24 protein-coding genes and 1 tRNA gene are annotated in these 21,172 nt (G+C 61.4%); 1 reads left to right on the top strand and 24 read right to left on the bottom strand.

Going from position 1 to position 21,172, the window contains the following annotated elements; all coding sequences use genetic code 11:
• Positions 1 to 454 precede the first annotated feature (454 nt).
• The 23 genes from AB7828_RS04190 to AB7828_RS04080 all read right to left on the bottom strand — a co-directional run bounded on the left by AB7828_RS04190 (position 455) and on the right by AB7828_RS04080 (position 20,468).
• The gene (locus AB7828_RS04190; protein ID WP_441229472.1) at positions 455 to 835 is read right to left on the bottom strand and encodes a hypothetical protein; all 381 of its coding nucleotides are present in this window, start codon (positions 833 to 835) and stop codon (positions 455 to 457) included.
• A 56-nt stretch (positions 836 to 891) separates the two neighbouring features.
• Positions 892 to 1,167, bottom strand: coding sequence for a DUF1467 family protein (locus AB7828_RS04185; protein ID WP_315841858.1), 276 nt, complete (start codon positions 1,165 to 1,167; stop codon positions 892 to 894).
• Positions 1,168 to 1,174: 7 nt separating this feature from the next.
• Positions 1,175 to 1,597 (bottom strand): methylmalonyl-CoA epimerase, encoded by a 423-nt coding sequence (mce, locus tag AB7828_RS04180; RefSeq protein WP_068730877.1) that lies wholly within the window; start codon positions 1,595 to 1,597, stop codon positions 1,175 to 1,177.
• A gap of 31 nt (positions 1,598 to 1,628) precedes the next feature.
• Positions 1,629 to 3,293, bottom strand: a complete 1,665-nt coding sequence (locus AB7828_RS04175) for a ribonuclease J (protein ID WP_089264553.1) — start codon at positions 3,291 to 3,293, stop codon at positions 1,629 to 1,631.
• Positions 3,290 to 4,108, bottom strand: coding sequence for a biotin--[acetyl-CoA-carboxylase] ligase (locus tag AB7828_RS04170; protein ID WP_309944083.1), 819 nt, complete (start codon positions 4,106 to 4,108; stop codon positions 3,290 to 3,292). The genes AB7828_RS04175 and AB7828_RS04170 overlap by 4 nt, the downstream gene beginning before the upstream one ends.
• A complete protein-coding gene (nuoN, locus tag AB7828_RS04165; protein WP_120290021.1) occupies positions 4,109 to 5,545 on the bottom strand; it encodes an NADH-quinone oxidoreductase subunit NuoN in 1,437 nt (478 codons plus the stop codon).
• Between the two features lie 25 nt (positions 5,546 to 5,570).
• A complete protein-coding gene (locus AB7828_RS04160) occupies positions 5,571 to 7,076 on the bottom strand; it encodes an NADH-quinone oxidoreductase subunit M (RefSeq protein ID WP_374725641.1) in 1,506 nt (501 codons plus the stop codon).
• A gap of 14 nt (positions 7,077 to 7,090) precedes the next feature.
• The gene (gene nuoL / locus AB7828_RS04155; protein WP_309944086.1) at positions 7,091 to 9,175 is read right to left on the bottom strand and encodes an NADH-quinone oxidoreductase subunit L; all 2,085 of its coding nucleotides are present in this window, start codon (positions 9,173 to 9,175) and stop codon (positions 7,091 to 7,093) included.
• 7 nt (positions 9,176 to 9,182) lie between these two features.
• Positions 9,183 to 9,491 carry an NADH-quinone oxidoreductase subunit NuoK gene (gene nuoK, locus AB7828_RS04150; protein WP_068730883.1) on the bottom strand — a complete coding sequence of 103 codons (309 nt, stop codon included), beginning with the start codon at positions 9,489 to 9,491 and terminating at the stop codon, positions 9,183 to 9,185.
• Positions 9,488 to 10,126, bottom strand: a complete 639-nt coding sequence (locus tag AB7828_RS04145; RefSeq protein WP_068730884.1) for an NADH-quinone oxidoreductase subunit J — start codon at positions 10,124 to 10,126, stop codon at positions 9,488 to 9,490. Before AB7828_RS04145 ends, nuoK begins: the two co-directional genes overlap by 4 nt.
• Before the next feature lie 9 nt (positions 10,127 to 10,135).
• Entirely contained in the window at positions 10,136 to 10,624 is a 489-nt protein-coding gene (gene nuoI, locus AB7828_RS04140) for an NADH-quinone oxidoreductase subunit NuoI (RefSeq protein ID WP_089264557.1), read from the bottom strand.
• 7 nt (positions 10,625 to 10,631) lie between these two features.
• Positions 10,632 to 11,657 carry an NADH-quinone oxidoreductase subunit NuoH gene (gene nuoH, locus AB7828_RS04135; RefSeq protein ID WP_089264558.1) on the bottom strand — a complete coding sequence of 342 codons (1,026 nt, stop codon included), beginning with the start codon at positions 11,655 to 11,657 and terminating at the stop codon, positions 10,632 to 10,634.
• 4 nt (positions 11,658 to 11,661) lie between these two features.
• The gene (gene nuoG, locus AB7828_RS04130; protein ID WP_441232192.1) at positions 11,662 to 13,731 is read right to left on the bottom strand and encodes an NADH-quinone oxidoreductase subunit NuoG; all 2,070 of its coding nucleotides are present in this window, start codon (positions 13,729 to 13,731) and stop codon (positions 11,662 to 11,664) included.
• A gap of 11 nt (positions 13,732 to 13,742) precedes the next feature.
• Entirely contained in the window at positions 13,743 to 15,068 is a 1,326-nt protein-coding gene (gene nuoF / locus AB7828_RS04125) for an NADH-quinone oxidoreductase subunit NuoF (RefSeq protein ID WP_439058214.1), read from the bottom strand.
• 11 nt (positions 15,069 to 15,079) lie between these two features.
• Complete coding sequence (locus AB7828_RS04120; protein ID WP_089264560.1) at positions 15,080 to 15,295, bottom strand: hypothetical protein; 216 nt, start codon at positions 15,293 to 15,295, stop codon at positions 15,080 to 15,082.
• A complete protein-coding gene (nuoE, locus tag AB7828_RS04115) occupies positions 15,292 to 16,098 on the bottom strand; it encodes an NADH-quinone oxidoreductase subunit NuoE (RefSeq protein WP_439058213.1) in 807 nt (268 codons plus the stop codon). Before nuoE ends, AB7828_RS04120 begins: the two co-directional genes overlap by 4 nt.
• A 10-nt stretch (positions 16,099 to 16,108) precedes the next feature.
• Positions 16,109 to 17,077 (bottom strand): FkbM family methyltransferase, encoded by a 969-nt coding sequence (locus tag AB7828_RS04110; protein ID WP_439058212.1) that lies wholly within the window; start codon positions 17,075 to 17,077, stop codon positions 16,109 to 16,111.
• Complete coding sequence (locus AB7828_RS04105) at positions 17,074 to 18,267, bottom strand: NADH-quinone oxidoreductase subunit D (RefSeq protein WP_089264562.1); 1,194 nt, start codon at positions 18,265 to 18,267, stop codon at positions 17,074 to 17,076. Before AB7828_RS04105 ends, AB7828_RS04110 begins: the two co-directional genes overlap by 4 nt.
• A complete protein-coding gene (locus AB7828_RS04100; RefSeq protein WP_441229471.1) occupies positions 18,264 to 18,878 on the bottom strand; it encodes an NADH-quinone oxidoreductase subunit C in 615 nt (204 codons plus the stop codon). Before AB7828_RS04100 ends, AB7828_RS04105 begins: the two co-directional genes overlap by 4 nt.
• Before the next feature lie 26 nt (positions 18,879 to 18,904).
• The gene (locus AB7828_RS04095) at positions 18,905 to 19,492 is read right to left on the bottom strand and encodes a NuoB/complex I 20 kDa subunit family protein (RefSeq protein ID WP_089264564.1); all 588 of its coding nucleotides are present in this window, start codon (positions 19,490 to 19,492) and stop codon (positions 18,905 to 18,907) included.
• Positions 19,483 to 19,848: an NADH-quinone oxidoreductase subunit A gene (locus AB7828_RS04090; RefSeq protein ID WP_068730894.1), complete on the bottom strand. Its 366-nt coding sequence runs from the start codon at positions 19,846 to 19,848 to the stop codon at positions 19,483 to 19,485. The genes AB7828_RS04095 and AB7828_RS04090 overlap by 10 nt, the downstream gene beginning before the upstream one ends.
• A 231-nt stretch (positions 19,849 to 20,079) precedes the next feature.
• A complete protein-coding gene (locus AB7828_RS04085) occupies positions 20,080 to 20,289 on the bottom strand; it encodes a hypothetical protein (protein WP_089264565.1) in 210 nt (69 codons plus the stop codon).
• Complete coding sequence (locus AB7828_RS04080; RefSeq protein WP_175367099.1) at positions 20,277 to 20,468, bottom strand: hypothetical protein; 192 nt, start codon at positions 20,466 to 20,468, stop codon at positions 20,277 to 20,279. The genes AB7828_RS04085 and AB7828_RS04080 overlap by 13 nt, the downstream gene beginning before the upstream one ends.
• A 74-nt stretch (positions 20,469 to 20,542) precedes the next feature.
• Between AB7828_RS04080 and AB7828_RS04075 the strand changes: the two genes are divergently transcribed.
• Positions 20,543 to 20,803 carry a DUF3072 domain-containing protein gene (locus AB7828_RS04075; RefSeq protein ID WP_441229470.1) on the top strand — a complete coding sequence of 87 codons (261 nt, stop codon included), beginning with the start codon at positions 20,543 to 20,545 and terminating at the stop codon, positions 20,801 to 20,803.
• 109 nt (positions 20,804 to 20,912) lie between these two features.
• Here the strand turns inward: AB7828_RS04075 and AB7828_RS04070 are convergent.
• Positions 20,913 to 20,989: transfer RNA gene (locus AB7828_RS04070), tRNA-Asp, on the bottom strand.
• Positions 20,990 to 21,172: the final 183 nt, after the last annotated feature.

Below are 21,172 nucleotides of genomic sequence, written 5' to 3'. Positions count from 1 at the left end.
TCGGGGCTTAATTCCGTTCGCCTGGCGAATTTCTTCCCAGGCTGTCAAATATCTCCATTTCCGATGCCGGCAAGGCGACCCCAGCGTGACCGGAAATCGCGTAAAAGGTCGCGATTCTACCCTTGGCCTAAATTTTGAACACACATTGCCGAAATTGGTGACAAACAAAAAAAGTTAAGCTACGACTCACAGCTCAGGCGGTTCGTAAGGACAGAGTCTGGTGGTCCAAGTCTCGGGAGGAGCCCTGACGCGCTCAAGCAGCGTCAACCCGCTAAGCAAGGATAAAATCCAAAGTTTGGGGTAATAGGGTCGACACAATTTTCCGAGCAGGGCTGCGGCCCTGCTCTTTTTTTTCGGCAGATTCCCGACAACGACCGCGACGCTTCATATCGTCCGAGACGAAAAAGGCCGGCATCCATGCCGGCCTTTTTTCGAAGATGCAACGCGCTGCGTACTACAGCGCACCACCCTTCGGCCTGATGCCCGACAGCCACGAACAGACCAGGCCCTGTACCGCGCCGACGATCCCGAATGTAAGGATCTGGCGCAGCGGGATCGACACCGACGTCCAGATCAACATCATCCCGATACTCACGACATAGCCAGTAAGCGCCGAGGTCAGCACCTTCGGCCACAGCTGCATCTTGTCTTCGAGGAACCAGTCCTCAAGCCACATCACCAGCGACGGGATCAGCCCGAACCAGTAGGCAAAGGGCAATCCCATAATGAAGCCGGGAAAGCCACCGATGATCCTGCCGCTGGCAATTTCGCGCAGCTCGAAAACCGCAAAGCCGACAGCCGGCCCAAGCAACAGAAAAAGCAGAAAGCGCTTCATGCGTCAGCTCCGTATCGACACCTGAAAGGACAGACTCCGCAGGTTAAAGATCGCTCTCAGATCGGCACGCCCATCAGCTTCGAGAGCCTCTCGATGTTGAAGTAGTCCATGCGATACGCATACATGCCGGCCGCGAATAGCACCGCGGAAATCACCGTGGTCCAGATCAGCTTGCGCCCCATCCGGGCCAGCACAGGCGCACCGGGATCGGTGCCGTCGGTGCCCTCGCCGTCCTCATGCTGGCTGCGCACGCCGAATGGCAGCGTCAGGAACAGCGTGATCCACCAGATGACGAAATAGACCGCGAGCGACGTCGAGATCGTATAGGCCATCGTGCCCTCAGGACTGTTCGATTTCGGAAGCTTGTTCGATCTCTACCAGCGCGCCCGAGAAATCCTTGGGATGCAGGAACAGCACAGGCTTGCCGTGGGCGCCGATCTTCGGCTGGCCGTCGCCAAGCACGCGCGCGCCTTCCTTGATCAGGTTGTCGCGTGCCGCGATGATATCCGGCACTTCGTAACAGATGTGATGAATGCCGCCGTCAGGATTGCGCTCGACGAATTTGGCGATCGGCGAGTCCGCGCCGAGCGGCTGGATGAATTCGATCTTGGTATTCGGCAGCGTCGCGAACACCGTGATTACGCCATGCTCCGGCAGCGGCACGGTCGCGGAAATCTCGGCACCGAAGGCGGTGCCGTAGATCTTCGCAGCTTTCTCCGCATCGGCGACGGCAATCGCCACATGATTGAGCCGGCCCAGCATGGTGTCCTCCGTAGTCTTTGTTTCTTTGCTTTTAGTCTTCGACCTGCAGGATGTGAACGTAGCACATCGTCTTCTTGCCCCATTGATCGGCGAGTGACGAGCGGACAGCGCGTCGCACCGACTCCGCCATCGCATCCGGATCGCGCTTGCGCGCCTTGGGCAGGTTTTCGACGATGTTGACGACGATGTCGAACACGACATCCTCCATCACCTCGCCCTTGAGGTTCTTTTCGGGAATGCCGATCAGATCGACCGCAGGGTCGTCGACCAGTTCGCCCTTCATGGTCACGGCCAATGCCACGAAAGCGCAGCCGGCAAAGGACAGCCGGCGCCGCTCGCTCACCGCGCGGGACTTGGAGTCCTCGAGGATGAGGCCGTCCTTGAACATGCGGCCCGACGGCAATTCGTCGATGACGGCAGCATCGCCGGGCGCAAGGCGCACCAGATCGCCGTTCTTGACGATCATGGTCCGCGGCACGCCGCAGGCGCGCGCCAGCTTGGCATGCTCATGCAGATGCAGCGCCTCGCCATGGACGGGGATCAGCAATTGCGGCCGCACCCAGGAGATCATGTCGCGCAATTCGTCGCGGCGCGGATGGCCGGACACATGCACCAGCGCATCGCGATCGGTGATCACCTCGATGCCCTGCGTGACAAGACCGTTGATGATGGTGCCGACCGCCTTCTCGTTGCCCGGAATGGTCCGCGACGAGAAGATCACCGTATCGCCCTTGTTGAGGGTCACCATCGGATGATCATCGCTGGCGATACGCGCCAGCGCCGCGCGCGCTTCACCCTGGCTGCCCGTGCACAGCGCCACCACCTTGTCCGGCGGGAAATGGCCGTAATAGTCGGCGTTGCGGAACGCCGGCAGTCCATCGAGATAGCCGCATTCGCGAGCCACCTGCACGACGCGCTCCATGGCGCGGCCGACCAGCACCACTTCGCGGCCCGCGGCCTGCGCCGCTTCGGCAACGGCCCGCAACCGCGCCACGTTCGATGCGAAGGTCGTAACGGCGACGCGGCCCTTGGCAGCCTTCACCAGTTTGGTGAGCGTGGCGGCAACCTCCGTTTCGGAAGGTGAGCGGCCATCGCGCACCGCATTCGTGGAGTCGCCGATGATGGCCAGCACGCCGGCATCGCCGAGTTCACGCAGCCGCTTTTCGTCGGTTGGCAGGCCGATGATCGGTGTCGGATCGATCTTCCAGTCACCGGTATGCAGCACGGTGCCGAGCGGCGTGTGCAGCGCGATCGCATGGGATTCCGGAATCGAATGCGCAACCGGAATGAACTCGATATCGAACGGGCCGAGATTGATGCGGCCGCCCGATGGCACCACGGTGACGGGGATCTTCGGCGGATTGCGCTCGCTGGCGCATTTGGCTTCAAACAATGCGGCGCTGAACTGCGTCGCATAGATCGGGCATTTCAGCTTGGGCCACAGGTCGATGATGGCGCCGAAATGGTCCTCATGGGCGTGGGTGAGCACGAGACCAACGAGATTCTTCTTTTCCTTTTCCAAGAAGCGCACGTCGGGCATCACCAGATCGATGCCGGGCAGATGTTCCTCGTCGCCGAAATAGACGCCGAGGTCGATCGCCAGCCACTTCCCGGCCAGGCCATAGATCGACAGGTTCATGCCAATCTGGCCGACGCCTCCCAGCGGTGCGAAGGTCAATTCGTTGGGTCGCGTCATTTGCGTACTGTCCTTGTCGACGCGGCCGATCCGAAATGAACGTCGCCGGCGGTAATAGGGATTCGCCGGCGATCCGCTGTCGCGACAATCATACAACCGGCCTCATCAATGGTGTCGAAAATTCCCGAAATCGTCTGTACCCCGTTGTCCACGGACACCGGCTGACCGATCCCTGCTGCACGCTCCAGCCACTGTCGCCGGATCTCGGCAAACCCGCGGCCGGAATCCCAGATGCCGCGCATCTCCTGCCAGGTGTCCGAAAGCGCCGCAAACAGGTCTTCGGCGCTGGCGCTGACACCCATCGCATGCAGGCAAGCAACCGGATAAGGCATATTGTCGGGGGCCGCCACCACATTGGTGCCGATGCCGACGACAACAGCAAGCTGGCCGTTCGGCGCTGCCTCCGCCTCCAGATTCATTCCGACCAGCTTGTGCCCGCCTGCCAGAACGTCGTTCGGCCATTTCAGCCGATAATCATTCGCGGCCGACTGCGGCGCCCGCATCGCGGCTTCGACGCTGATCTGTCGGAGCGCCTTCTCAACGGCAACGCCGGCCGCAAAGCCCAGCGTCGCCGCAACTGAGGGCGTCACATCAAGAACTTCCAGCACCGAACTGGCGAGGTTCCCGCGGGGAGCGACCCACGGCCGATGCCGCCGCCCACGTCCCGCAGTCTGTTCCGTTGTGACAAACCACATCGGACCGCGCTCGCCTGTGCGTGCGCGGTCCATGGCTTCAGTATTGGTTGAACCGGTTGAGTCGAATGCGGCGAGCTTCGTGCCCGCCGCGAGGGCTCGGGGACCGAGCGAAAATACCATCTAGAACAGCGACTTCGCTGCGAATGCCGCCGCGCTGACCAGAGGCGCCGGATAGACGAAGAACAACACGTTGAAGAGACCCGCCACAGCCAGCACCGTGCGCAGTTCAACGCGCATCGGATCGAGCTTCCCGACCGGCTCGTCGAAATACATGAGCTTCACGATGGACAGGTAGTAGAACGCGCCCACCACGCTGGCCAACACACCGACCACGGCCAGTACGAACAGGCCCGACTTGATGGCCGCCATGAAGACGTAGAACTTGCCGAAGAAGCCGGCCAGCGGCGGCACGCCTGCCAGCGAGAACAGGAACATCGCGAAGAAGAAGGCGATGATCGGATTGGTGCGCGACAGGCCGGCGAAATCCTTGATCGTCTCAACGGGCTGGCCATTGCGCTTCATGGTCAGGATGATGGCGAAGGTGCCGAGGGTCATCGCGACATAGATCGCGATATAGACCAGCACGCCCTGCGCACCCTCCTGCGTGCCGGCGGCAAGACCGACCAGCGCGAAGCCCATGTGGCCGATCGACGAATAGGCCATCAGGCGCTTGATGTTGGTCTGGCCGATGGCGGCGAACGAGCCCAGTACCATCGAGGCCAGCGACACGAACACCACGACCTGCTGCCATTGCACGACAATGCCCGGGAACGCCGTCAGCGTGACGCGGGTGAACACGGCGAGTGCTGCAACCTTCGGGGCCGAGGCGAAGAAGGCGGTGACGGGCGTCGGTGCGCCTTCGTAGACATCGGGCGTCCACATGTGGAACGGCACGGCCGACACCTTGAAACAGAGGCCGGCGAGCAGAAACACCAGGCCGAACACCAGGCCGATATTGCCGGTCTTGGCTTCGGCGGCGATGCCGGCGAAGGACACCGTGCCGGTGAAACCGTAGATCATAGAAGCGCCGTAGAGCAGCATGCCCGACGACAGCGCGCCGAGCACGAAATACTTCAGGCCGGCTTCGGTCGACTTTGCATTGTCGCGGTTGGAGGCTGCGACGACATAGAGCGCAAGGCTCATCAGTTCGAGGCCGAGATACAGCATGATCAGGTCGCCGGCCGAGATCAGCACCATCATGCCGAGCGTCGAGAGCAGCACCAGGATGGCGTATTCGAAAATACGACGGGACTGGTCCGCGAGGAATTCACGCGACAGGATCAGCGTCACGGCCGACGCGATAATCGCCAGCACCTTCAGGAAGCGTGCATAATCGTCGACGATGAAGCTGCCGCCGAAGGTGACATGCTTGCCCGCAGGCAGCATGATTTCAGCCGCGCCGACCACCACCAGCAGGCAGACGGCGAGCGTGGTGACGAGACCCGTGACCTTCGGTCCGTTGAAGGCACCGATCATCAGCAGCACCATGGCGCCAACCGCGAGCATCAGCTCCGGCAGTACGGGCAGCAGGGAATATCCGGCGGTCGTAATCGTCATTGCGCGTTATCCTGATCTGCTGCGGTCATTGCAGCAGCGCGGCTGCCTTCACGGCAGACGTTGCAGCAGCGTAATTGTTAACGAGGAGCTGGATCGAAGCCGCCGACATGTCGAGCACCGGCTTCGGATAGACTCCGAACAGAATGGTGAGAATGACCAGCGGCACCAGCACCAGGCCTTCCCGGAACGTGATGTCCTTGATGCCCTGCAACGCAGGCTTGGTCAGTTCACCGAACACGACCTTGCGGTACAGCCACAGTGCATAGGCCGCCGACAGGATCACGCCGATGCTGGCGAATGTCGCCGTCGGGATCGAGACCTTGAAGGTGCCGATGAGCGTCAGGAATTCACCGACGAAGCCGGAGGTGCCGGGCAGACCGACATTGGCCATGGTGAAGACCATGAACAGCGCCGCATAGATCGGCATCCGGTTTACGAGGCCACCATAGGCCGCGATCTCACGGGTATGCAGGCGGTCGTAGACGACGCCGACGCAGAGGAACAGCGCGCCCGACACGATGCCATGCGACACCATCTGGAACACTGCGCCGGAGACGCCCTGGGTGGTGCCGGCGAAGATGCCCATGGTCACATAGCCCATATGCGCGACCGACGAGTAGGCGATCAGCTTCTTGATGTCTTCCTGCATCAGCGCGACCAGCGACGTGTAGACGATCGCGACCACGGAGAGCGTCCAGACCATCGGCGCGAAGTAGAGAGAGGCATCCGGGAACATCGGCAGTGAGAAGCGCAGGAAGCCGTAACCGCCCATCTTCAGCATGATCGCAGCCAGTACGACTGAGCCTGCCGTCGGCGCTTCCACGTGTGCGTCAGGCAGCCAGGTGTGCACTGGCCACATCGGCATCTTCACCGCGAAGGATGCGAAGAATGCCAGCCACGCCCAAGTCTGCAGGCTGCGCGGCACGGCGGTGTGCATCAGCGTCGGGATGTCGGTCGTACCCGCATTCCAGTACAGCGCCATGATGGCCAGCAGCATCAGCACCGAGCCGAGGAACGTGTAGAGGAAGAACTTGAACGAGGCGTAGACGCGGCGCGGGCCGCCCCAGATGCCGATGATCAGGAACATCGGGATCAGGCCGCCTTCGAAGAACAGATAGAACAGCACCAGATCCAGCGCCGAGAAGGTGCCGATCATCAGCGTTTCCAGGAACAGGAACGCGATCATGTATTCGCGGACACGCTTGGTGACCGACTTCCAGCTGCACAGGATGCAGAACGGCATCAGCGCCGTGGTCAGGATCACGAAGGGCAGCGAAATGCCGTCCACACCCATATGGTAGTTGATGGTCGCGGCCAGCCAGGGCGCCTTTTCGACAAACTGGAAGTCGCCGTTCGACGGGTCGAAGCGCATCACCAGGATCAGCGAGACCGCAAAAGTGATCAGCGTGGTCCAGAGCGCGATCCAGCGCGCATTGCCCTGCGCAGCCTCGTCGTCGCCGCGGCTGAGATAAATCAGGATCGCACCGACGATCGGCAGGAAGGTGACGACCGAAAGAACCGGCCATGTCATGACGGACGCCATTGTTACTGGCCCCCCAGGCCGAAGATAAACCAGGTGATCAACCCGGCGACGCCGATCAGCATCGCGAAGGCATAGTGATAGAGGTAGCCGGTCTGCAGCTTAACCACGCCGCGCGTGATATTGAGCACGCGGGCCGAGACACCATCAGGCCCGAGGCCGTCGATGATCATGCCGTCGCCCTTCTTCCACAGGAAGTGGCCGATCCACTTGGCCGGGCGGACGAAGATGATCTCGTAGAGCTCGTCGAAGTACCACTTGTTGAGCAGGAACTTGTAGAGCAGCGGATGCTGGTTCGCGAGTTCGACAGGCAAATACGGCTTGCGAACATAGAACAGATACGAAATCAGGAAACCGAGCACCATCATCACGGTCGGCACATAGGGCACCCAGCCGGGAATGTGGTGCATCTCCTCGATGATGTGCGGGTTCATCTTCAGCGATTCCCGGAAGAACTCGCCAACGTGATGACCAGCAAACAGCTCCTTGAACGGGAAGCCTGCGGCGAACGATCCGATGCCCAGCACGGCCAGCGGGACCAGCATCCACAGCGGCGCTTCATGTGCTGCATCGTAATGCTTCTTGTCGTGGGGCTCGCCATGGAACGTCTTGAACACCAGACGCCATGAATAGAACGAGGTCAGCAGCGCCGCGACCACGGTCATCAGGAAGCCGTAGAAGGCGAACTGGGTGTGCGAGGCGTAAGCCGCTTCGATGATCGCGTCCTTCGAGAAGTAGCCGGCCGTGAACGGGAATCCGGTCAGCGCCAGCGTACCGATGGTCATCATCGCGTAAGTGAACGGGATCTTGTTCCATAGGCCACCCATCTTCCGGATGTCCTGTTCGTGATGCATCGCATAGATCACCGAGCCCGAGCCCAGGAACAGCAGCGCCTTAAAGAAGGCGTGCGTAAACAAGTGGAACATGGCGACCGAGTAAGCCCCCGTCCCCAGCGCCACGAACATGTAGCCGAGCTGCGAACAGGTCGAGTAAGCGACGATGCGCTTGATGTCGTTTTGCACCAGACCGATGGTCGCGGCGAAGAATGCAGTGGTCGCGCCGACCAGCATCACGACGGCCTGCGCGTTCGGCGCAAGTTCAAACAGCGGCGACATGCGCGCCACCATGAAGACGCCCGCGGTGACCATGGTCGCCGCGTGGATCAGCGCCGACACAGGCGTCGGGCCTTCCATCGCGTCCGGCAACCAGGTGTGCAGCAGGAACTGGGCTGACTTGCCCATCGCGCCGACGAACAGCAGCAGACAGGTCAGTGTCAGTGCATCGGCGTGCCAGCCGAAGAAGTTGATCGTCTTGCCGGTCAGGCCGGGCGCGCTGGCGAAGATCGTGTCGAGATCGGTCGAGCCGACCAGCATGAACAGCGCGAAGATGCCGAGCAAGAAGCCGAAGTCGCCGACGCGGTTAACCACGAAGGCCTTGATCGCCGCAGCATTGGCCGAGGGCTTCTTGAACCAGAAACCGATCAGCAGGTAGCTGGCCAGACCCACGCCTTCCCAGCCGAAGAACAGCTGCAGCAGGTTATCCGCGGTCACCAGCATCAGCATCATGAAAGTGAACAGCGACAGATACGCCATGAAGCGCGGCCGGTTCGGATCATCTTCCATATAGCCGAGCGAATAGATGTGCACGAGCGACGACACCGTGGTGACGACGACCAGCATCACGGCGGTCAGCGTATCGACGCGCAACGTCCAGGACATCTGCAGGTCGCCCGAATTGATCCAGTTCAGCAGCACGATACGGGCATCGTGATGCATGAAGGCGACGTCCACGAAGGTCATCCAGGACAGCACCGCCGACACCACCAGAAGACCGGCAGTGATCAGCTCGGCCGCACGCGAGCCGAGTGCGGCCGGCTCGGCAACGTGGTGATGGTCGTCGTGATCATCGTGACCATGATCGTCATGCCCATGCGCAGCATGTGCATGCGCGCTGGCATCGCCGTGACCGTGGTCGTCATGCGCATGGTCCATCTCGTCGCCGCTCGGGTTACGCCCATGCGCACCCAAGATGGCGATGAAGCCTGCGATCAGCGCGCCGATCAGCGGCAGGAATACAAGAGCCTGGATCATAACTGGCTCAGCCCTTCATCAGATTGACGTCTTCAACCGCGATCGAGCCGCGGTTGCGGAAATAGACCACCAGCACGGCGAGACCGATCGCTGCTTCCGCAGCGGCCACGGTCAGCACAAGCAGCGCGAACACCTGCCCGACGATGTCGCCTAGGAAGGTCGAGAACGCCACCATGTTGATGTTGACGGCGAGCAGGATCAGCTCGATCGACATCAGGATGACGATGATGTTCTTGCGGTTCAGGAAGATGCCGAGAATGCCCAGCGTGAACAGGATCGCTGCGACCGCCAGATAGTGTCCGAGACCGATCGTCATTTGACCCAGCTCCCTGCGTCGGCGTCCTGCAGGCCCTGCCCGGTCGCGACCTTGCGCACTTCCATCGCCAGTTCCGGATTGCGCGCGTTCTGAACATTGATGTCCTGGCGCCGGACCTTGACCTTGTGGCGCAGCGTCAGCACGATCGCGCCGATCATCGCCACCAGCAGCACCATGCCGGCCAGCTGGAAGTAATGGATGTACTTCGTATAGAGCACGAGGCCGAGCGCCTCGGTATTGCTCACATTCGTCGGGATGGCCGCCGTGATCGACTTGGTGACGTTCGGGTTCATCACCCAGCCACCTGCGACCAGCAGCAATTCGGCAAGGAAGATCGCACCGATCACGAGACCAAACGGCAGATACTGAATGAAGCCTTCGCGCAGCTGCGTGAAGTCGACGTCGAGCATCATGATGACGAACAGGAACAGCACCGCGACGGCGCCGACATAGACGACGATCAGCAGCATTGCGAGGAATTCGGCGCCCATCAGCACGAACAGGCCCGAGGCGTTGACGAAGGCCAGGATCAGGAACAGCACGGAGTGCACGGGATTGCGCGAGGCAATCACCATGACCGCAGAAGCCACACAGATGCTGGCGAACAGATAGAAGAACAGTGCGGGAAGGATCATCTGGTCACCTTACCGGTACGGCGCGTCGAGTTCGATTGACTTCGCAATCTCGCGCTCCCAGCGGTCGCCGTTGGCGAGCAATTTCGCCTTGTCATAATAGAGTTCCTCACGCGTCTCGGTGGCGAACTCGAAGTTCGGTCCCTCGACGATCGCATCCACCGGACAGGCCTCCTGGCACAGTCCGCAATAGATGCATTTCACCATGTCGATGTCGTAGCGCACGGTGCGGCGCGTCCCATCGTTGCGGCGCGGGCCGGCTTCGATGGTGATGGCCTGTGCCGGACACACCGCTTCGCAGAGCTTGCAGGCGATGCAGCGCTCTTCACCGTTTGGATAGCGGCGCAGCGCATGCTCACCGCGGAAACGCGGCGAGATCGGCCCCTTCTCGAACGGATAATTCAGCGTCGGTTTCGGCTTGAAGAAATACCGCATGGCGAGGACGAACGCCGAAACGAACTCCGCCAGCAGAAGCGAATGAGCTGTTGCCCTGATATTCATAGTGACCTCATTTCGGAGCAAGGCCCCCGAATTGCAGCACGGCAGCGACGATGATGACGTACGCCAACGACAGCGGCAGAAACACCTTCCAGCCCAGACGCATCAGCTGGTCGTAGCGGTAGCGCGGCACGATCGCCTTCGCCATCGCAATCAGGAAGAACATGAACATCACCTTGATGGCGAACCAGATGATGCCTGGCACCCAGGTGAATGGCGCGAACGGGATCGGCGACAGCCAACCGCCAAGGAACAGGATCGTTGCCAGCGCACACATGGTGACGATGGCAACATATTCACCGAGCATGAACAGCAGATACGGGGTCGAGCCGTATTCGGTCATGAAGCCCGCGACCAGTTCCGATTCCGCTTCGACGAGGTCGAAGGGTGGACGGTTGGTTTCAGCCAGCGCCGAGACGTAGAAGATCACGAACATCGGGAACAGCGGGATCCAGTACCAGCCGAGAATGCCCCACTTCGAATCCTGCGCGGCGACGATGGCCGTCAGGTTCAGCGAACCGACGCAGAGCAAGACCGTGATGATGACAAAGCCAATCGAGACTTCGTAGGACACCATCTGCGCGGCGGCGCGCAGCGCCGACAGGAAGGGATATTTGGAGTTCGACGACCAGCCGGCCATGATGATGCCGTAGACCGACAGCGACGAGATCGCGAAAATATAGAGCACGCCGACATTGATGTCGGAAATGACCCAGCCGAGATCCATCGGGATCACCGCCCAGGCCGCCAGCGCGAGCACGCAGGACACCAGCGGCGCCAGCAGGAACACGCCCTTGTTGGAGCTGGAAGGAACCACCGGCTCCTTCAGCACGAATTTCAACAAGTCCGCGAAGGATTGCAGCAGGCCGAATGGCCCGACCACGTTGGGGCCACGGCGGATCTGTACCGCTGCCCAGATCTTGCGGTCAGCCAGCAGGATGTAGGCAATCGCAATCAAGAGCACCACGAGCACAAGGAGGCTCTGCGCGACCATGATGATCAGCGGCCACAGGGTGCTTGTCCAGAATTCAGCCATCGGTTTACTCCGCCGCCGTCAGCATCTGGCCGGAAGCCAGGCGGGAGCATTCCGCCATGATGGCTGACGCACGCGCGATCGGGTTGGTCAGGTAGAAGTCCTCAACGGAGGCCTTGAACGGTGTCTTGTCGACGGTGCCGCCCTTGCCCGCAAGGGTCTTGATCGCACCGGCATCGCCGGCCTCGATCTGATCGATGCGCATCAGGTGCGGTGCAGCCTTGAAGATTGCCTGCCGCAAGGCAGCTAGTGAGTCGTAAGGCAGCTTGTGGCCGAGCACGTCGGACAATGCGCGGATCACTGCCCAGTCCTCGCGGGCATCGCCCGGCGGGAAACCGGCGCGTTCCGCCATCTGCACGCGGCCTTCGGTGTTGACGAAGATGCCGGACTTTTCGGTATAGGCCGCACCCGGCAGGATCACGTCGGCGCGATGCGCACCGCGGTCACCATGGGTGCCGATGTAGACGACGAAAGTGCCGTCAGCGACTTTCACGTCGTCGGCGCCGAGCGAGAACAGCACGTCGAGCGAACCGGCCGAGGTCATCTGCGCGAGGCTCAGGCTGCCCGATGTCGGCGCGAAGCCGATATCGAGCGCGCCGACAGTCGAGGCTGCCGTCTGCAGCACCGCAAAACCGTTCCAGCCGTCCTTGATCACGCCGAAGTCCGAGGCGAGCTTGGCAGCCGCCGCGAGTACCGCAGCGCCATCGGCACGTGCGGCTACACCGGCGCCAACTAGCACGATCGGATGCTTGGCGTTCTTCAGCACATCGGCGAAGGCGTTCTTGCCGGCGGCGAGTTCGGCCAGCGAGTCCGTGCCGGCGCCGAGATAGTCGTAGCGATAGGTCAGATCGGCCTTCTCGCCGATCACGCCGACCTTCAATGCACCGGTGCGCCATGCCTTGCGGATGCGCGCGTTGAGAACGGCGGCTTCCTTGCGCGGGTTGGCGCCCACGATCAGCAGCGCATCGGCCTGCTCGATGCCGGCGATGGTCGGGTTGAAAATGTAGGACGCGCGGCCAGTGGCCGCATCGAAAGCGCCCGCGCTCTGGGTCGCCAGATTGGCCGAGCCCATGCTTGCGAGCAGTTGCTTCAGCGCGAACATTTCCTCGACGGCGGCGAGATCGCCAGCGATGGCGCCGATCTTCTTGCTGCCAGCCACCTTAGCAGCGATGGCGCTGAATGCTTCAGCCCAGGTCGCCGCACTCAGCTTGCCGTTGTCGCGGATATAGGGACGATCGAGACGCTGCGTGCGCAGGCCGTCAACGATGTGGCGGGTCTTGTCGGAGATCCATTCCTCGTTCACCGCCTCATTGACACGCGGCAGGATGCGCATCACTTCGCGGCCACGGGTATCGACGCGGATCGCCGAGCCGACGGCGTCCATGACGTCGATGGACTGGGTCTTGCCGAGTTCCCACGGACGCGCAGCGAAAGCATAAGGCTTCGAGGTCAGCGCACCGACCGGGCAGATATCGACCAGGTTGCCCTGCAGCTCCGAGGTCAGCGCCGTTTCGAGGAACGAGGTGATTTCCATGTCCTCGCCGCGACCGGTCGCGCCCATTTCCGGCACGCCGCAGATCTCGGCGGCGAAGCGGACGCAGCGCGTGCACTGGATGCAGCGGTTCATCGAGGTCTTCACGAGCGCGCCGAGATACTTGTCCTCGACGGCACGCTTGTTTTCGGCAAAGCGCGACGTGTCGACGCCATAGCCCATCGCCTGGTCCTGCAGATCGCACTCGCCGCCCTGATCGCAGATCGGGCAATCCAGCGGGTGGTTGATCAGCAGGAATTCCATCACGCCTTCGCGTGCCTTCTTGACCATCGGCGAACGGGTCGAGATTTCTGGCGGTTCTCCCTTGGGACCAGGCCGGCAATCGCGCACACCCCAGGCGCAGCTCGCGACCGGCTTCGGTCCGCCCTTCACCTCGACCAGACACATGCGGCAGTTGCCGGCGATCGACAGGCGCTCGTGGTAGCAGAAGCGCGGGATTTCGGCGCCGGCGGCTTCACACGCCTGCAGCAGCGTGTATTCCGCGGGGACCTCGATCTCTTTGCCGTCGATGATCAGTTTCGTCATAGCCATGCGCCCTACTCCGCCGCGACCAGATGCGCGGGATCGAGGATGCCCTGATCGTCGAGCGTCGCCTTGCGGCTGAACTCTTCGATGCGGCGTTCGATCTCCGGGCGGAAGGCGCGGATCAGGCCCTGCACCGGCCACGCGGCGGCATCGCCGAGCGCGCAGATGGTGTGGCCTTCAACCTGCTTGGTGACTTCGAGCAGCATGTCGATCTCGCGCTTGTGGGCGCGGCCTTCGACCATGCGGCTCAGCACGCGCCACATCCAGCCGGTGCCTTCGCGGCACGGCGTGCACTGGCCGCAGCTCTCATGCTTGAAGAAGTAGCTGATGCGGGCAATCGCCGCGACGACGTCGGTGGACTTGTCCATGACGATGACGCCGGCGGTGCCGAACGACGACTTCACCGCGCGGGTGCCGTCGAAATCCATGATGAGTTCTTCGCAATCCGCAGCCGGGATCAACGGGCACGATGCGCCGCCCGGGATGATTGCCAGCAGATTGTCCCAACCGCCGCGAATGCCGCCGCCATGCTTCTCAATGAGCTCCTTGAACGGAATGCTCATCGCGTCTTCAACGACGCAGGGCGTGTTGACGTGGCCGGAGATGCCGTAAAGCTTGGTGCCGACATTGTTCGGACGACCGATGCTGGCGAACCATGCCGCGCCGCGGCGCAGGATATCCGGCGCAACAGCGATCGACTCGACGTTGTTCACCGTGGTCGGGCAGCCGTAGAGACCGACATTCGCCGGGAATGGCGGCTTCAGGCGCGGCTGGCCCTTCTTGCCTTCGAGGCTTTCGAGCAGCGCCGTCTCTTCGCCGCAGATATAGGCGCCGGCGCCGTGCGCGACGTAAAGGTCGAACGGGAAGCCGTGAATGTTGTTCTTGCCGATCAGATTGGCCTCATAGGCTTGATCGATCGCCGCCTGCAGATGTTCGCGTTCGCGAATGAATTCACCGCGCACATAGATGTAGCCGACATGAGCGCCCATGGCGCAGCCGGCGATCAGACAGCCTTCGACCAGCGTATGCGGATCGTGCCGCATGATCTCGCGGTCCTTGCAGGTGCCGGGCTCGGACTCGTCAGCATTGACGACGAGATAGCTCGGGCGACCGTCGGCATTGTCCTTGGGCATGAAGGACCACTTCATGCCGGTCGGGAAACCTGCACCGCCGCGGCCACGCAGGCCGGACGCCTTCATCTCGTTGACGATCCAGTCGCGGCCCTTGTCGATGATGGCCTTGGTGCCATCCCAGCCGCCGCGGCGGCGTGCGCCGGCGAGGCCCCAGTCGTCGAGGCCGTAGAGATTGCGGAAGATGCGGTCGTTGTCGTCGAGCATGGCTTCCTCGATCAGCGATTGGATTGCTTGTAGGCGAGCATCGCGGCGCAACCGCCGAACACAACGGCCCACAACAGACTGGATTCAAGCGTGGCGTTCAAAAAGAAGCGCTGCAGCGAGAAAATGAACGCAGCTGCGACCATCGTATGCAGTGCGATGTAGAGCCACTTGTTCATTGCCGCGTCCCCCGACAGCGTTGCAAATTTCATCGACAGCACGCGCGTCATTTCTTCGGCTCCTTGGGAGTCTTCGGCTCCTTAGAAGCGCCACCCTTCGGCGGATTGGTCTTGGTCGCGTCGGCCGCCGGCGGCTTCGGCGCCGGGCGCTCCTGCACATTGGCCGACTCGGTCTGCTTCTTCGGCTCGGCATCGGCGAGCGCGGGTTCCTTCGGCATATCCAGAACCTTGGTGTAACTGGCGGCACCACCACTCGTCATCACGCGCGCGCCGCCTTCGGGCGCAGCAAACTGACGGCCGATCTGCGAACCCGGCTTCGGCGGCGTGCCGGCAGCGAAACCGTCGATCAGCTTGTTCATGCTCTCTTTGGTGAGATCTTCGTAAGTGTCGCTCCAGATCATCGCCATCGGGGCGTTGACGCAGGCGCCGAGACACTCGACCTCTTCCCAGCTGAAGTCGCCATCTGCGGACAGATGGAACGGGTCGTGATGGATGCGATGCTGACAGACGTCGATCAGATCGCCGGCGCCGCGCAGCATGCAAGGCGTGGTACCGCAGACCTGGATATGCGCCTTCTTGCCGACCGGCTGCAGCTGGAACTGGGTATAGAAGGTCGCGACTTCGAGCACGCGGATATAGGGCATTTCCAGCATGTCGGCGACGACGCGGATCGCGGCTTCCGAGACCCAGCCGGCTTGTTGCTCCTGTGCGCGCCACAGGATCGCGATCACGGCTGATGCCTGACGGCCGGGCGGATAATGCGTGATCTGCTCTTTCGCCCACGCCAGATTCTCGGGCGTGAATTTAAACGAAGCGGGCTGAACTTCTTTCGGAGCCAAACGGCGGACGGACATGTCTAGTCTCTCAATGAGTGCGGCGCGCCGCGCTCGCATTCAGGCTGCTGATGCGGTCGAGCCAGAACGCACTCGATGTGCCAAACACGTTGTAGCCAACATGTGTGGACACCTTGATGCGATCGAGGATCGACAACTCGGTCACGGTTTCGAAACGGTTGGTGGCGGGATCATGCACGATCAGCTTGAGCGGCGTTTGATCCAGAATAAAGCGTGAGACGGTGTGATGCGGGTCATTGCCGTGCTCTTCGCACATGATGACCGAGTCGCCCTGCAGCAATCGTGCGCCGCCCTTGATGGCCTCGATCTCGACGCCTTCGACGTCGAGCTTGATCAGATATTTGCCCGACATCGACACCTTGCCGTCGTCGAGCAGATTGTCGAGCGAGATCACCGGCACTTCCTCGCCGCCGGCATTGGGATCGCCGGCGATGCTGAAGGCTTCGTGCTTGGTGCCCGACAGATGCGCCGTGCCGCGCTGCGAGCCAATCGCGCATTTGATGACGTCGAACCGGTCACCATTGATCCTGGCGTTAGTGGCAAGTTTGGCGAAATTGTCGAACGACGGCTCGATGGCGATCGCCTTGTGCGAGCCGAACGGTCCGCTCGACACCAGCACCGACCAGTATCCGTAATTCGCGCCGCAATCGAGCAGCGTGTAATCGACATCGATCGAGTTCCGGAACAACACCTCAAGCTCGTCTTCATAGGAGAAGGTGCGGTTGAGCAACTTGCTCCAGTAGCCATCGCCGAATGGGAACGCGAACAGCGCATCCGCATTCAGCTTCACCACGAGATCGCGCGCCGGCAGCACCGTCCTGCGCATCAGATTGGCGCACATGTTGTAGCCGCGATGCGAGAACGAAGATGAGATCTTCGAGCCAACCACCAGCGCACAGGCCATCGCACGTTCCCAGAGATTCACGCTCTGGAGAACGCCGGACGCCCGGTCAAACTGTATGGGAGGCGTCAGCGTCACCGATCGACCTCTCCGAACACGATGTCGAGCGAACCGAGAATGGCGGAGACGTCGGCAAGCAGATGGCCGCGGCACATGAAGTCCATGGCCTGCAGATGCGCAAAGCCCGGCGCGCGGATCTTGCACTTGTACGGCTTGTTGCTGCCGTCGGAGACGAGATAGACGCCGAACTCGCCCTTCGGCGCTTCGACGGCAGCATAGACTTCGCCTTCCGGCACACGAAAACCTTCGGTGTAGAGCTTGAAGTGATGGATCAGCGATTCCATCGAACGCTTCATCTCGCCGCGACGCGGCGGGAAAATCTTGTTGTCTTCGACCGCAACGGCGCCCTGCCCGTCCGGCGCGCGCATCTTGGCTATGCACTGCTTCATGATCTTGGTCGACTGTCGCATCTCTTCGACACGAATACAGTAACGATCGTAGCAGTCACCGTTCTTGCCGATCGGAACGTCGAAGTCCATTTCGGCGTAGCATTCATAAGGCTGCGACTTGCGCAAATCCCATGCAGCGCCCGAGCCGCGCACCATCACGCCGGAGAAGCCCCACTTCCAGGCGTCTTCCAGCGACACCACGCCGATATCGACGTTACGCTGTTTGAAAATACGATTGCCGGTGAGCAGCGTTTCGAGATCGTCGAGCACCTGCGGGAAGGCATCGCACCAGGCATCGATATCGTTGATCAGCTTGGGCGGCAGGTCCTGATGTACGCCGCCGATGCGGAAGAACGCGGCATGCATGCGCGAGCCCGAGGCGCGCTCATAGAACACCATCAGTTTTTCGCGCTCTTCGAAGCCCCACAGCGGCGGGGTCAGCGCGCCGACGTCCATCGCCTGCGTGGTGATGTTGAGAAGATGCGACAGGATGCGGCCGATTTCGGAATACAGCACGCGGATCAACTGGCCGCGGCGCGGCACGGTGACGCCGAGCAGCTTTTCGGCGGCCAGACAGAATGCGTGTTCCTGGTTCATCGGCGCGACGTAATCGAGCCGGTCGAAATACGGGATCGCCTGCAGATAGGTCTTCTGCTCGATCAGCTTCTCGGTGCCGCGGTGAAGCAGGCCGATATGCGGATCGACGCGCTCGACGACTTCGCCGTCGAGCTCCAGCACAAGGCGGAGCACGCCGTGCGCGGCCGGATGCTGCGGTCCGAAGTTGATCGTGAAATTGCGAACGTTGGGTTGTTCGGTCATGGCTTGACCTCTGCCTTCTCGTCACCCGGCAGCACGGGATAATCCGCGCCTTCCCAGGGCGAGAGGAAATCGAATTTGCGGAATTCCTGATTGAGCCGGACCGGCTCGTACACCACCCGCTTCTCCTGGTCGTCGTAGCGAACCTCGACGAAACCGGTGAGCGGGAAGTCCTTGCGCAGCGGATGGCCGTCGAAACCGTAATCGGTCAGCAGACGGCGCATGTCGTGATGCCCGACAAAGATCACGCCATAGAGGTCATAGGCTTCGCGCTCGAACCAGTCAGCACCGGGAAACACCGAAATGATCGACGGCACCTGAGTTGTTTCGGATGCCAGACCTTTCAGACGGATGCGGGTGTTCAGCGTCGGCGACATCAGGTGATAGACGACGTCGAAGCGCTTTTCGCGGCCGGGGTAATCGACCGCCGTCGCATCGGTGAAGTTGACGAAGCGGCAGCGCGGATCGTCACGCAGGAACTGCACGACCTCGACGATCTTCGATGTTTCCACCGCAATCGTCAGCTGGCCGAACGCCACCTCATGCGCGAGCGCGGCACCCGGCAGGGCGCCGACAATCGTCTGACCCAGTGTGTCGAGCCTCACATCGTCCATGACAAAGCCTTAAGCGTTCGCGAGTCTTAGCGTTCAATCGTGCCGGTGCGGCGGATCTTCTTCTGCAGCAGCAGCACGCCGTAGAGAAGCGCTTCTGCGGTGGGCGGGCAGCCCGGGACATAGATGTCGATCGGCACGATACGGTCGCAGCCCCGAACCACCGAATACGAGTAGTGATAGTAGCCGCCGCCATTGGCGCAGGAGCCCATCGAGATGACGTAACGCGGCTCCGGCATCTGGTCATAGACCTTGCGCAGCGCCGGGGCCATCTTGTTGGTCAGCGTGCCGGCGACGATCATCACGTCGGACTGACGCGGCGAGGCGCGCGGCGCGAAGCCGAAGCGTTCGACGTCGTAACGCGGCATCGACACCTGCATCATCTCGACCGCGCAGCAGGCGAGACCGAAGGTCATCCACATCAGCGAGCCGGTGCGCGCCCAGGTGATCAGATCGTCGGTCGCGGCGACGAAGAAGCCCTTGTCGGACAGCTCGGCATTGACCTCGAGAAAATACGGATCGTTCGCGCCGACCGGCTTGCCGGTGGACGGATCGATGATGCCTTTCGGCGCCTGCGCGATCGCGGGAGCCGAGGCTATGACTGGGCTCAATCCCATTCGAGCGCGCCTTTCTTCCATTCGTAGGCGAAACCGATGGTGAGCACGCCAAGAAACACGATCATCGACCAGAAGCCGGTTGCGCCAAGCTTGCCGAAGGCCACTGCCCACGGAAACAGAAAGGCGACTTCCAGATCGAAGATGATGAAGAGAATCGCCACCAGATAGAACCGCACATCGAACTTCATGCGCGCATCGTCAAAAGCGTTGAATCCGCATTCATAGGCGGACAGCTTTTCCGGATCTGGCTGCTGGTAGGCGACGAGAAATGGCGCGATCAGCAAGGCCAGACCGATGACGGATGCGATGCCGATAAAGACCACAAGTGGGAGATAATTATGCAAGATGCCGTTCATCGGCGAGCCTTACTCCTGCGGCCCTGACTTTGCCACAGATTCGAACATTGGAATGGTTCTGAGGCTTAGCGCAGCGCAACAAGCCATGCAAGACAAGGGATGTTGACAGTTTCATGCTCTGCCATGCGCGGCGCGACGATTGAAACGCAACCTTGCCGATGCATCGCTGGCTGCGACAAACCTCCCGCAGATTCTCAAAAATCCGGCATGACTTCTCAACCGCCGGGACCGTCAAACCTCGCCCGTCGGCGGGTCGGACCTGACGTTCCTTCCCTGCCACAACATGCCATCCAGTTCGGCGCGTTTCCGTACCAGCAGCAACTCCGCGGCGGCGTTGTCCATGCCCGCCTGTCGCAACAGGCGGATCGCCGCGCCGAGCTCGGCGATCTGCGCCCGCAATGTGATGATCCTGAGTTGCGGCGGCTCGCTCACGCCGGACATGCTAGCACCTCGCGCTCCGCAATGAGCGCCAGCAGATCGGCCTGCATCCGCTGCAGGCGCATGGCGGCATTGGCACAGTCCAGCCCGGCATTGGTCAACAACCGGATATCCGACTGCACCCCTTTCATCTGGTAGCGCAGCCGGGCGATTCTGAAATTCAGGTTGGCGAGCTTGGTCATTTGCGATATAGAACAAAAAGAGAACAAAATGACAAGCCATTGTTTCGACCCAGATCGGATTTTTGGAGGTTCCCATGACCCTTGCTTTGAAGGCCCTGGCTTTGAAGACCCGCGGTGAGATCGTCGTCCCCGCGATTGCCGCATCGGTATCGTCGTATGAGAGCCTGCCGGATCGCCTCTCCGGGCCGATGACTCGCGGCCAAGCGCTGACGCTGAAATCGCTGGCGATCGAGGCCTATCAGCCCAAACAATTCGAAAAGGACCTGACGCGCGCTGAAGCCGCGCGGCGAATCGAGGCGCTGAAGCAGGAAATCGCGCTCGCAGATTCGTTCTGAGCGCTGGCACGTCAAATGCCGCGCGAGACGTCTACAACTCTATAGTTCTCTTGAGGAAATTTGTGGGGACGACCGCGGATGGACCTGAATCCCACCATTCCCGATGGAATGGCGCGAGAGACGGGACTCGAACCCGCGACCTCTGCCGTGACAGGGCAGCGCTCTAACCAACTGAGCTACTCCCGCGTGGATCGTCTGCAATCCCGCAGTGGGGCTGGACATAAAGGGACGTCCTTTTGAAGTCAAGGACGTTGCAGAACCATTCCGGGGGACATCACAAGAGAGCGTCGCTGCAGGCTTTGCGAGAAGGCCGTTTTAAGGCCGGAAATGCAAATAAGCCCCTGTTTGCAGGCAAAACAGCGGGGCGGC

Origin of the sequence: Tardiphaga sp. 215_C5_N2_1, assembly GCF_052076055.1 — a bacterium.
Lineage (GTDB): Bacteria > Pseudomonadota > Alphaproteobacteria > Rhizobiales > Xanthobacteraceae > Tardiphaga > Tardiphaga robiniae.
The sequence above is the reverse complement of the archived record's forward strand: the minus strand, read 5'-3'. Positions and strand labels throughout refer to the sequence as shown.

Coding starts and splice junctions, on each gene's coding strand:
- AB7828_RS04190 (WP_441229472.1), bottom strand. CDS start 835: ATGAAGCGCTTTCTGCTTTTTCTGTTGCTTGGGCCGGCTGTCGGCTTT.
- AB7828_RS04185 (WP_315841858.1), bottom strand. CDS start 1,167: ATGGCCTATACGATCTCGACGTCGCTCGCGGTCTATTTCGTCATCTGG.
- mce (WP_068730877.1), bottom strand. CDS start 1,597: ATGCTGGGCCGGCTCAATCATGTGGCGATTGCCGTCGCCGATGCGGAG.
- AB7828_RS04175 (WP_089264553.1), bottom strand. CDS start 3,293: ATGACGCGACCCAACGAATTGACCTTCGCACCGCTGGGAGGCGTCGGC.
- AB7828_RS04170 (WP_309944083.1), bottom strand. CDS start 4,108: ATGGTATTTTCGCTCGGTCCCCGAGCCCTCGCGGCGGGCACGAAGCTC.
- nuoN (WP_120290021.1), bottom strand. CDS start 5,545: ATGACGATTACGACCGCCGGATATTCCCTGCTGCCCGTACTGCCGGAG.
- AB7828_RS04160 (WP_374725641.1), bottom strand. CDS start 7,076: ATGACATGGCCGGTTCTTTCGGTCGTCACCTTCCTGCCGATCGTCGGT.
- nuoL (WP_309944086.1), bottom strand. CDS start 9,175: ATGATCCAGGCTCTTGTATTCCTGCCGCTGATCGGCGCGCTGATCGCA.
- nuoK (WP_068730883.1), bottom strand. CDS start 9,491: ATGACGATCGGTCTCGGACACTATCTGGCGGTCGCAGCGATCCTGTTC.
- AB7828_RS04145 (WP_068730884.1), bottom strand. CDS start 10,126: ATGATCCTTCCCGCACTGTTCTTCTATCTGTTCGCCAGCATCTGTGTG.
- nuoI (WP_089264557.1), bottom strand. CDS start 10,624: ATGAATATCAGGGCAACAGCTCATTCGCTTCTGCTGGCGGAGTTCGTT.
- nuoH (WP_089264558.1), bottom strand. CDS start 11,657: ATGGCTGAATTCTGGACAAGCACCCTGTGGCCGCTGATCATCATGGTC.
- nuoG (WP_441232192.1), bottom strand. CDS start 13,731: ATGACGAAACTGATCATCGACGGCAAAGAGATCGAGGTCCCCGCGGAA.
- nuoF (WP_439058214.1), bottom strand. CDS start 15,068: ATGCTCGACGACAACGACCGCATCTTCCGCAATCTCTACGGCCTCGAC.
- AB7828_RS04120 (WP_089264560.1), bottom strand. CDS start 15,295: ATGACGCGCGTGCTGTCGATGAAATTTGCAACGCTGTCGGGGGACGCG.
- nuoE (WP_439058213.1), bottom strand. CDS start 16,098: ATGTCCGTCCGCCGTTTGGCTCCGAAAGAAGTTCAGCCCGCTTCGTTT.
- AB7828_RS04105 (WP_089264562.1), bottom strand. CDS start 18,267: ATGACCGAACAACCCAACGTTCGCAATTTCACGATCAACTTCGGACCG.
- AB7828_RS04100 (WP_441229471.1), bottom strand. CDS start 18,878: ATGGACGATGTGAGGCTCGACACACTGGGTCAGACGATTGTCGGCGCC.
- AB7828_RS04095 (WP_089264564.1), bottom strand. CDS start 19,492: ATGGGATTGAGCCCAGTCATAGCCTCGGCTCCCGCGATCGCGCAGGCG.
- AB7828_RS04090 (WP_068730894.1), bottom strand. CDS start 19,848: ATGAACGGCATCTTGCATAATTATCTCCCACTTGTGGTCTTTATCGGC.
- AB7828_RS04085 (WP_089264565.1), bottom strand. CDS start 20,289: ATGTCCGGCGTGAGCGAGCCGCCGCAACTCAGGATCATCACATTGCGG.
- AB7828_RS04080 (WP_175367099.1), bottom strand. CDS start 20,468: ATGACCAAGCTCGCCAACCTGAATTTCAGAATCGCCCGGCTGCGCTAC.
- AB7828_RS04075 (WP_441229470.1), top strand. CDS start 20,543: ATGACCCTTGCTTTGAAGGCCCTGGCTTTGAAGACCCGCGGTGAGATC.